General features: G+C 59.5%; 7 protein-coding genes. 2 read left to right on the top strand and 5 right to left on the bottom strand.

The genetic code is table 11. The features are described 5' to 3' along the window. Together UN63_RS09660 and UN63_RS09655 are read right to left on the bottom strand one after the other, a co-directional pair. The coding region (locus UN63_RS09660) for a heavy metal translocating P-type ATPase (RefSeq protein WP_104486551.1) at window positions 1-2020 on the bottom strand (2020 nt) is incomplete at its 3' end. 52 nt (window positions 2021-2072) lie between these two features. After that, window positions 2073-2978: a LysR family transcriptional regulator ArgP gene (locus UN63_RS09655; RefSeq protein WP_104486550.1), complete on the bottom strand. Its 906-nt coding sequence runs from the start codon at window positions 2976-2978 to the stop codon at window positions 2073-2075. A 113-nt stretch (window positions 2979-3091) separates the two neighbouring features. Here UN63_RS09655 and UN63_RS09650 point away from each other — a divergent pair, with 113 nt between their 5' ends. Then, window positions 3092-3715, top strand: coding sequence for a LysE/ArgO family amino acid transporter (locus UN63_RS09650; protein ID WP_104486549.1), 624 nt, complete (start codon window positions 3092-3094; stop codon window positions 3713-3715). Here the strand turns inward: UN63_RS09650 and UN63_RS09645 are convergent. Next, on the bottom strand, window positions 3710-5467 hold the full coding sequence (locus UN63_RS09645; RefSeq protein WP_219821109.1) for a trans-sulfuration enzyme family protein: 1758 nt from the start codon (window positions 5465-5467) through the stop codon (window positions 3710-3712). The genes UN63_RS09650 and UN63_RS09645 overlap by 6 nt on opposite strands. 228 nt (window positions 5468-5695) lie before the next feature. Here UN63_RS09645 and UN63_RS09640 point away from each other — a divergent pair, with 228 nt between their 5' ends. Continuing rightward, window positions 5696-6637, top strand: a complete 942-nt coding sequence (locus tag UN63_RS09640) for a LysR family transcriptional regulator (protein ID WP_104486548.1) — start codon at window positions 5696-5698, stop codon at window positions 6635-6637. On the opposite strand, the gene UN63_RS09635 is transcribed toward UN63_RS09640, so the two are convergent. Beyond that, complete coding sequence (locus tag UN63_RS09635; RefSeq protein ID WP_104486547.1) at window positions 6638-8149, bottom strand: AbgT family transporter; 1512 nt, start codon at window positions 8147-8149, stop codon at window positions 6638-6640. 62 nt (window positions 8150-8211) lie between these two features. Continuing rightward, complete coding sequence (locus UN63_RS09630; RefSeq protein ID WP_104486546.1) at window positions 8212-9387, bottom strand: M20 aminoacylase family protein; 1176 nt, start codon at window positions 9385-9387, stop codon at window positions 8212-8214. Window positions 9388-9555: the final 168 nt, after the last annotated feature.

Below are 9555 nucleotides of genomic sequence, written 5' to 3'. Positions count from 1 at the left end.
CGGCGCTGTCCAGCGCCACATCTGTACCCTGGCCCATGGCGATGCCCACGCTGGCCTGCTTGAGCGCCGGGGCATCGTTGATACCATCACCGACCATGGCCAGCTGACGAGTCCGACCCAGATTTATCAGTTGCTCCAGCTTGTCCTGGGGGCTCAGTTCGGCGTGATAATCGATGCCGAGGGTGTCGGCGATGTGGGCGGCGGCGGTCTGGTGATCGCCGGTCAGCATCAGGCACCGGATACCCAGCGCCTGGAGTGCGGCAACGCCAGCTTTGGCATCATCGCGTAGCGGGTCACTCAGGGCGAACAGGGCGGCGATGTGATTACCGACCACCAACACCACCAGGGTATGAGCCTCTGCCCGCAGCCGGTCGATAGTGGCTTGCTGCTCGGCGGTGGGCCGAGTCGTGGTCAGGTGGACCGGGGTACAAATCAGCAGCGGCTGCCCCTGCCACTCGCTTTCGATACCGGCGCCGGGCAGAGTGCGTCTATGGAGCAGAGTTTCAGGCGCTATTCCTTCAGCACCGGCGGCGGCCACCAGGGCCCTGGCCAGCGGATGATGCGAGCCGGCTTCCAGCCCGGCGGCCAGGCTCAGCACCTGTTTTCGTTCGAAGGGCGGATAGATGATCAGTTCTTGCAGTTGGGGCTCACCCTTGGTCAGGGTGCCGGTCTTGTCGAAGGCGAGGGTGTCTATCTTGCCCAGCTGTTCGAGTGCCGCGCCGCCCTTGATAAGAATGCCCATTCGGCTGGCGCTGGCCAGGGCCGAGGTTACCGCCGCCGGGGTGCTGATAACCAGGGCACAGGGGCAACCGATCAGCAAGAGCACCAGGCCGCGGTAGGTCCAGGTTGCCCAGTCGGCGGCCAACAGCAGGGGCGGCGCCAGTGCCACCAGGGCGGCAGCCAGTATCATGGCCGGGGTATACCAGCGGCTGAAACGTTCGATAAAGCGGGCGATGGGGGCTCGGTTGGACTCGGCCTGCTCCATCAGGTGCAGGATGCGGTCTATGGTGTTGTTGCCCGGGGTGGAGGTCACCCGTACTCGCACCGCCACATCGACCAGCAGGCTGCCGGCGGCAAGCCGCTCGCCCCGACTCCGGTCCACCGGTAGCGACTCCCCGGTGACGGCGCTTTCATCAAACGCCGCCAGCCCGGTCAGCAGTACGCCGTCGACCGGTAAACGGCCGCCGGGATGCACTTCTATTTCATCGTCCGGCCGCAGGCTGGCGGCGGTGACTTCTTCCAGCCCGGTGGCGGTGACACGCAGTGCCTGGTCGGGGACCAGTGCCATCAGTGCCTTTACGCCCTTGCGGGCTTTATGCGCGGCCAGGCTTTCCAGCTTTTCTCCTATCAGGAACAGCAGCAGTACCATGGCCGCCTCGGCCGTTTCGCCGAGCAGCAGGGCGCCGAAGGCGGCGACCGTCATTAGGGTCTCGATGGAAAAAGGCGAGCCACTGCGAGCCAGTTGCAGCGCCTTGCGGCCGATGGGCCAGAGACCCCAGAGGGTGGCCAGGGTAAACAGCGGCGGGGCGGCGCCGGGTGCGAACAGGCTGGCGGCAGCGGCGGCCAGCATCAGGGCCAGCAGGGTCAGTATCGATGCGTACTCTTGCCACAAGGGGACGGGAGTGGCGGTCGATGCCTGTTCGGTGCTTTGCCCGGTGCTCTGTTCGCCTAAAGGGGTGAAGCCGGCGGCGCGGATGGCCTCTTCTACGGCATCGCTGGTCGCCTCGGGAGTCAGTTGCACCTGTAGTCGTTCGGTGGCAAAGCGCACCTCGGCGCTCAGCACGCCGGGCAGCCGACGCACCGCCGTTTCAATCTTGCCGGCACAACTGGGGCAGTCCATGCCGCCGATGCGCCAGTAATGAGTCTGGCCCTGGCCGTCGTCACCGACGGTTATCTGCTGGGCGACGCCTGCCGTTGCGAATTGCTCGCAGCCGGACTCTATACGGGGGGCGCATCGATGATCATGTCGATGTTCTGTGTGTTCGGCCCTGACGCCGGTGTGATGGCAGCCATATCCCATGATCTACTCCTTGTCTGAAAGGGCTGATCAGAGTTTAAACCCTGGAGGCACCTCAAGGGTCAAGCGGTGGCAGCGCTTGTCGGGCGTATTCAATCAGGCGGCGGGACAGGTCCTTGTGAATACCTCGTTCCAGCAGCCAGCGATGCCAGTACAGGGGCTGAATCAGCATGCCCTGGGGATAGAGCTCCACCAGCCGGCTCTGGGCCAGATCGTCGGCAATCATCAGCCGGGGGATCAGGCAATAGGCCGCCCCGGAGCGGGCGATGGCGACGAAGGCTTCGGCAGAGCGTACCGCATGGCAGGGATAGCCCCCGGGCGGTAACCCGAAGTGACGCTCTATATAACGGGCGTGCATGTCGTCCCGTTGATCGAACGCCACCGCCGGCGCCTGCTGCAGGGCGGTCAGGCTCAGGCCCTCGGCAAAATAACGTTGCCGGAATTCGGGGGTAGCCACCAGTATGTAGTCCATTTTGCCGAGGGCATCGCAGCGACAGCCTGGTAGTGGCTCGGCGTGCAGGCTGATGGCACCGAAGGCCTCGCCGCGCTTCAGCCGTTCCAGGCTGCGGGATTCGTCTTCGATCAGTAGGTTGAGCTCTATGGGGTGGCTATGCAGCAAGGGCGTGAGTGCCGGGATCAGCCAGGTGGCCAGGCTGTCGGCGTTGGTGACTATGGTCACGGTGAGCGGTTTTTGGGGGGCGTCCGGCAGCAAGTCCGCCATGACTGCGCTTTCCAGCTGGCTGACCTGACGATAATGAGCCAGCAATCGCCGACCCGCCTCGGTGGGCTGCGGTGGCTGGCCGCGTACCAGCAGCGGCTGGGCCAGTCGCAACTCCAGTTGTTTGATGCGTTGCGACACCGCCGACTGGGTCAGGTGCAGCAGGCGGGCGGCCCGCTCGAAGCTTTGCTCGCTTACCACCTTGTCGAGGGCGGCCAGCAGCTTGTAGTCCAGTTCGCTCATTAACGCTTCCAGTTATTAATTATTCTTATGATGATGAAGTTTTATTAGTTTTACTTAACTCTAACCGCTATCTAGTCTGGTCACCATCCGAGTCAACAAGACGAGCATAAGCAATGATGTACTGGTTACCCTGGGTGCAGGGATTTACGCTGGGGGCGGGGTTGATTATTCCCATTGGTGCGCAGAATGCCTTCGTGCTCAATCAGGGGATGCGGCGGCAATATCACCTCCTGGTGGCGGCCATCTGCAGCCTGTTCGATGTGCTGTTGATAAGCCTGGGCGTGTTCGGTGGTGGTGCCGCTCTGCAGTCTCACGGCCTGCTTTATTGGGGCATCAGCCTGGCCGGCATGGCATTTTTGCTGTTGTACGGTGCTCATTGCTGGCGTCGGGTGTTCCAGCAGGGGCAGGCGGTGGCGCTGAGCGGGCGTGAACGGGGGCTGAAGGCGGTGATCATCGGGGTGCTGGCGGTGACCCTGCTCAATCCTCAGGTCTATATCGAAACCGTGATGATACTGGGCTCGGTCGGCGGCGGTTTTGCCGAACGGGAAAAATGGGCCTTCGCCATCGGTTGTTTCAGCGCCTCGCTGATCTGGTTTTTTACCCTGGCCCTGGCGGCGGCACGGATGAGCAACTGGCTCAACCGGCCTCTGGTGCAGAAGGTAATGGATGCCACCATCGGCACCCTGATGTGGCTGCTGGCCGCCAAGCTGGCGCTGGGGTTGAGCGAGACCTTATAGCAGCTCCTCCAGCTTGCTCTGCCGTGTCAGGCGCGCCCTGTGCACGGCAATAGTGGTGGTTTCGACCAGCTCATCTACTCGTTCCGCGACCATGAACTGTTGGCTGAAGCCGGGACTGACCGGATCTATATGCAGCCGTGCGGCCAGGATGATATGGGCGATCAGCTCCCGTACCCGCTCTATGCCCATGGCCACCCGTATGCCGGTGCGGCTGATACCGGCGGCGGCCAGGGCGGCATCGTCCAGCTCGGAATGGGAAGTCAGTGCCGGGCATAGCACCAGGGTGTTGGTCTGGCCCAGACTGACCATATGCGAGAAAGCCGGCTCCAGGGCATCAAAGAAGCGTACGAAGGTTTCACGAGGTAACGCCGCTGGCTCCAGATCGAAGGTAAACAGCGGGCTGGGCAGACCCTGTTCCAGCAATTGGCGGCGCAGCCCGGCATTGGGGTGCTGCTCCAGGGCGTGGGAGTTCACCCGGATCTGCGGGTGGGAGTCCAGAAAGCGGGTAAACACCAGGGTATTGATGCACTTGGCCAGCATGCGCAGCTCCAGGGTCTTCAGCCCCGTCATCACCTCATAGGCCTTGTCGCCGTCCAGAAAAGCCCCCTTGATGTAATACACCTGCCAGAACAGGGTCTGCTCCCAGCCTGGCTCGCCCTTGGGCAGGAACATGCGGGGTTGTTCGCCTATCACCACACCGGCGGTGGTGCTGCCGGTGCCGCTCAGATCCTTGGTATAGGAGTGGATGACAAAATCCGGTCGTTCGGCCTTGTCGGCACGCTGCAGCGGACGAAACAGCACAGGGGTGGCCAGGGTGGCGTCCAGCATCACCAGGGCGCCGGCCTCGTGGCCGAGCCGGCTGATGGCGGGTACATCCAGCATAAAACCATGGGGGTTGCAGGGCGACTCGATATAGACCCGCAGTCGTGCGCCCCGGTCCAGTGCCTCTTGGTTATTGGTGAGTGCCTGTTGCAGGGCCTGGCGGAATTCATCGGCTGTGGTGCCGTCAAACCAGGCCAGAGTGACGCCCAGCTTCTGCGGTCGGGCGTAATAGTCCTGCAACAGCTGATGCACGCCACCATAGACATTGCGGCTGACCAGCAGCACATCGTCACGCTCCAGTACCGTGCCCAGCAGGGCATCGATGGCGGCCATGCCGGAATTGAAGTTCCAGGCCAGATAGTCGGCGCTGTGGGGGCCCGCCTCCAGCTCGACCATGGTATTGGCCAGCGCCAGTGAGGTGGGATTGAGCAGCCGGGTATAGATGGGATGGCTGGACTCCCGGCCCTGAAAGGCGTCGTCTATCCATTCGGTACAGGCATAGATATAGGTGGCGGTGCGCACGATCACCGGATTGGCGGAAAACAGCGCCGGCACCCGATCAAACAACGGATAGGGACCCTTGGCCAGCCGAGAGCCCAGATCCATGTTCAGGCCGCGCCATTGCTGACGAAACGGGGTTTGCAGGTTTTCCAGCACCTTGGCCAGCTGAAAGGAGAGAAACTTCTTGGCGTTGAAGCGGCTGACCTGCTGTTCGGGCGGCAGGCTGGCGAGGGTGTCCTCGGTCAGTTGCCAGAGCGCGTGAATGTCCTGATTGGTGCGGTTGAGGTTAAGCACAGCCTGGCCCAGACTCCGCCCATAGGGGCTGTCGGGATCTATGCCAAAGTGCTGTAATTGTTCGGTGACCAGGGCCTGCTCATCCTTGGCCTGGCTGGAATGACGACGGGGTGACAACTCCGGATTAACAGACATATCTGGCTCCTGTTCAGGCATATCCCCAAGCATGGCCGAGGAAGGCTGAAAGGGCCAGATGGAGAAGCCGGCCTGTTGTTTTCGCATCTTCCCTGAAGAGGGTTGCCCGGGATAATGACGGCTCTTTTATCTTGCTCCAGCTCCAAGTTCAGACGGCTCTGTTCGACCACTGAGCGTGGTTATGGCGTGTTATAGTTGCATGCCTTATCGAGCTTGGAGTTGCACCTCATGGATATCAGTTACCGTCAGCTCAAGGCTTTTATCACCCTGGTGGAAGAGCGCAATATTACTCGTGCCGCCGAGCGAGTTCACCTGACCCAGTCGGCTCTTAGCCAGATGCTGAAACGGCTGGAGCAGCAACTGGAAGGTGAATTATTTATACGGGAAGGACGGGAACTCAGCTTGACTCAGGCCGGTGAGGCACTGTATCGGGAGGCCCGTGTCATCGTCAATCGGTTGGATAAGCTGCTACGGGATAACCGCGACCGTAGTCACGGCTTTCATAAGTCATTGGTGGTGTCGTCTCTCTACACCTTGTCCGCCTCGTTGGCTCCCATGACGCTGAACAGCATGAAACGCCAACATAACGATTTCACTTTCCGCCTGATCGAAGAGCAGGTGGATGACATCACGCGTTCTGTGCTTGAAGGCCGGGCCGATGTGGGTATCAATACCCCCAGCTATCATCCCGAACTCCATTTTATCCCGTTGTTTCAAGATTATCTGTGTCTGGCTTGCCGCGAAGATCATCCCTTGGCAAACGCCGACAGAATCAGTTGGGAGCAGGCTTACGAGCACGCAGGTATCGGCGTCAGCCCAGGGAACAGTTTACGCACCCTGGCCGACGAGGCCTTTCATCGTATCGGGTTAAGCTATGATCCCGAGTTCAATGCTTCCCACACATCCACCCTGTTGGGCATGATCTCCAGTGGCCTGGGCTCGGCCATTCTGTCTTCGACCATTTTTGCCATCGACAATACGCCTGGCATCCGCTTTCTGCCCATCCGCGCGCCTTACCAGTACCGTCAGGTGGGGTTATTGCTACGCAAGGATGCCCAGCGGCCGCTGATCGACGAGTTCTGTCTCAAGATTCAGGAGCAGGTGGTGAGTTGGCAGGCGGTAAAGCTGGGGCTGGTACTGCTCCCGGGCCAACCGGGAGCAGTAGCGTGATTACATGGGCCCGACTGGCAGTCCCAGCATGAAGTACAGCAAGAAAGCGCCGCCCCAGATTGTGAATAGCAACAGGGCATAGGGCAACATCATCGCCAGAAAGGTACCGAAGCGTACCTCGGGGTTATAGCGGGCGATCAACGCAAGCACCATGGGGATATAAGGGTTGGTGGGCGAGATAATGTTGGTAGTGGAATCCGCGATACGGTAGGCCATCTGGGTATTGGCAGGGTCTACGCCCAGCAGCATAAAGAGCGGTATAAATACCGGCGCCATGATGGCCCACTGGGCAGAACCGCTGAATACGATCAGGTTCATGGCACCGGCCAGCACCATGAACAGCGCCAGCATCACGATATTGGGCAGCTGCAGCCCGGATAACCATTCGGCCCCATTTACTGCCACATAGATGGCCAGATTAGACCAGCTGAACCAGCCGATAAACTGGGCGATCACAAATACCAGGACTATGTAGCCGCCTACACTTTTCAATGCCCTGGTCATCAACTCCGGCACATCGTCAGCTTGCTTGATGGCCCCCGACTTCACGCCGAACACCACGGCACAGAGAATAAAGAAACCCATGATCACCGGGATGATACCGCTCAGAAATGGCGACGGTACCAGTCCACCATCGGCGTTGCGCAGCGGAGAGCCGGACGGCAGCAGTACCAGCAGGAACAGCGCCAGGTAGATGGCAGCGGCGGCCAGAGTCCATTTCAGCGCCTGCTTTTCTTGGGTTGAGACGGTGTAGCTCTGCCCCATGTCGGCGCCTTCACGACTACGCAGAGAATCAAAGCGGGGTTCGATATATTTATCGGTAATCAAGGTACCCGCGATCACCAGTAAGGGAACTGAGATCAGCATAAAGTACCAGTTGGCGGCCGGAGATACTTCTGTCGCCTGCACCACGGCCGCAGCTTCGGTGGATATACCCGACAAGAGTACATCGGTACCGGCGATAAACAGATTAGCGGTAAAACCGGCGGCCACTGCCACGAAGCCGGCGGCAATGCCGACTATGGGGTTGCGGTTGGTCGCGGCAAAGACAATACCAGCCAGAGGCGGCACCAGGATAAAGGCAGCATCCGAGGCAAGGTTGCCAATGATACCCACCATAAAGACGGTGCCGGTGACAAACTTGCGTGGGGCATTAAGCAAAGAGGCCTTGATTGCCGCCTCGGCCAGACCCACTTCCTGCATCAGCCCCACCGCCAGCATCATGCACAGCACCAGGCCGAGCGGCTTGAATGACACGAAATTGTCGACCATGGACTGGAGGATGTAGATCAGTCCTTCACCACTTAGCAGACTGCGCACCATTATCTCGTTGCCGTTGCCCGGGTGAATGACACTACCGCCGATGGCGTTAATCAGGGCCGACAATACCATGACGGCGCCGCACAGATAGATAAACAGATAAAAGGGATGCGGCAGTTTATCGCCGATGCGCTCGATCCGCTGGATCATGTTGGAGGGGCGAGAAACCGCCCCGGTATCGATGGATGACATTGCTGGAGTCCTTTCTTGAATTAACAGAATTGGCCCTCCGATTCTGGAGAGCCGTTCCGGGGTTATCCCATCTGGTGTACCAGGGTCACGAAATAGGCCGCACCCGCCGGTATAATTAAATCGTTAAAGTCATATCGTTTGTTGTGCAGCCCTACGCTGCAGCCGGGGTCGTTGCTGCCGTTGCCGATAAAGCCGTAGCAGCCCGGCACCTTGCCGAGGAAATAGGCGAAGTCCTCGCTTCCCATCAGTGGCTCGGTAGCCCCATCTACTCCGGCCTCACCGGCTACCGCAGTAGCGGCTTGAACCGCCATGGCAGTTTCTGCGGGAGTGTTGACGGTAGGCGGATGGCTGACAGGACCGAGTCGGAATTCAGCTTCCATTTCGAAGGCTTTGGCCAGATTAGGCACCAGGGTTTGCAGCCTGGTGATGACGTTATTGCGGGTATCATGTGCCAGGGTGCGGAAGGTACCGCTGATATGAGCCTCGTCGGCGATGGCGTTGGTGGTTTCACCGCCGTGGATTTGGGTTACCGAAATGACGACAGGCTCCAGCGGACTAAAAGTCCTGCTGACCAGAGCCTGGATACCCTGATAGATATGGGTCGCCACCAACAAGGGATCCCGGGTTTTGTGGGGTAGACCGGCGTGACCGCTATCACCCTTGACGGTAATAAACAGCCGATCCGAACTGGCCATGATGGGCCCTTCCCGGAAGGCAAACTGGCCTGCAGGAATGCCAGGCATATTGTGCAGAGCAAAGCAGCTATCCACTGGGAAACGCTCTAGTACGCCTTCATTTATCATCCGTTCGGCACCTCCCACTCCTTCTTCCGCTGGCTGGAAGAACAGGACGGCAGTACCTTTGAAATCCTTGTGCAGAGCAAGGTATCTTGCCGCCATCAGTAGCATGGTAGTGTGGCCGTCGTGACCACAGGCGTGCATCTTGCCGGCACAGCCGGATTTGTGTTCGAAGGTATTTTCTTCATCAATCGGTAGGGCATCCATATCGGCACGCAAACCGATACGTTTACCCGGCCCCTGGTTGCCATGGATCACCGCTACTACTGCCGTTTCGGCAAAGTCGGTACAAATCTCGTCTACCCCATAGGCGGTCAGGTGCTCTACGACCAGCGCCTGGGTATTACGTTCTTCAAAGCCAAGCTCAGGATGACGATGGATACGACGACGAATGGCTTGTGCTTCTGGCTGCCATTCATTCAGTTGTTCTAAGAGAGACATCAATATTTCCGACGGCTAATTGGATTGCATCACGCTAGCAGTTTCCGGCAAACAACTGATAATCGGTTTGCTAATGGTTCCAGTAGCGAAATTAATAACTGACATTGATGTGTTGCTGGACGTATCGGGAGGGATTTACGGCGAGTCGGGGAGCTAACTCCTTTGCTG

Origin of the sequence: Oceanisphaera arctica (genome assembly GCF_002936955.1) — a bacterium.
Lineage (GTDB): Bacteria > Pseudomonadota > Gammaproteobacteria > Enterobacterales > Aeromonadaceae > Oceanimonas > Oceanimonas arctica.
Note: the sequence above shows the minus strand (reverse complement) of the source record. Positions and strands in the feature narration are given on the sequence as shown.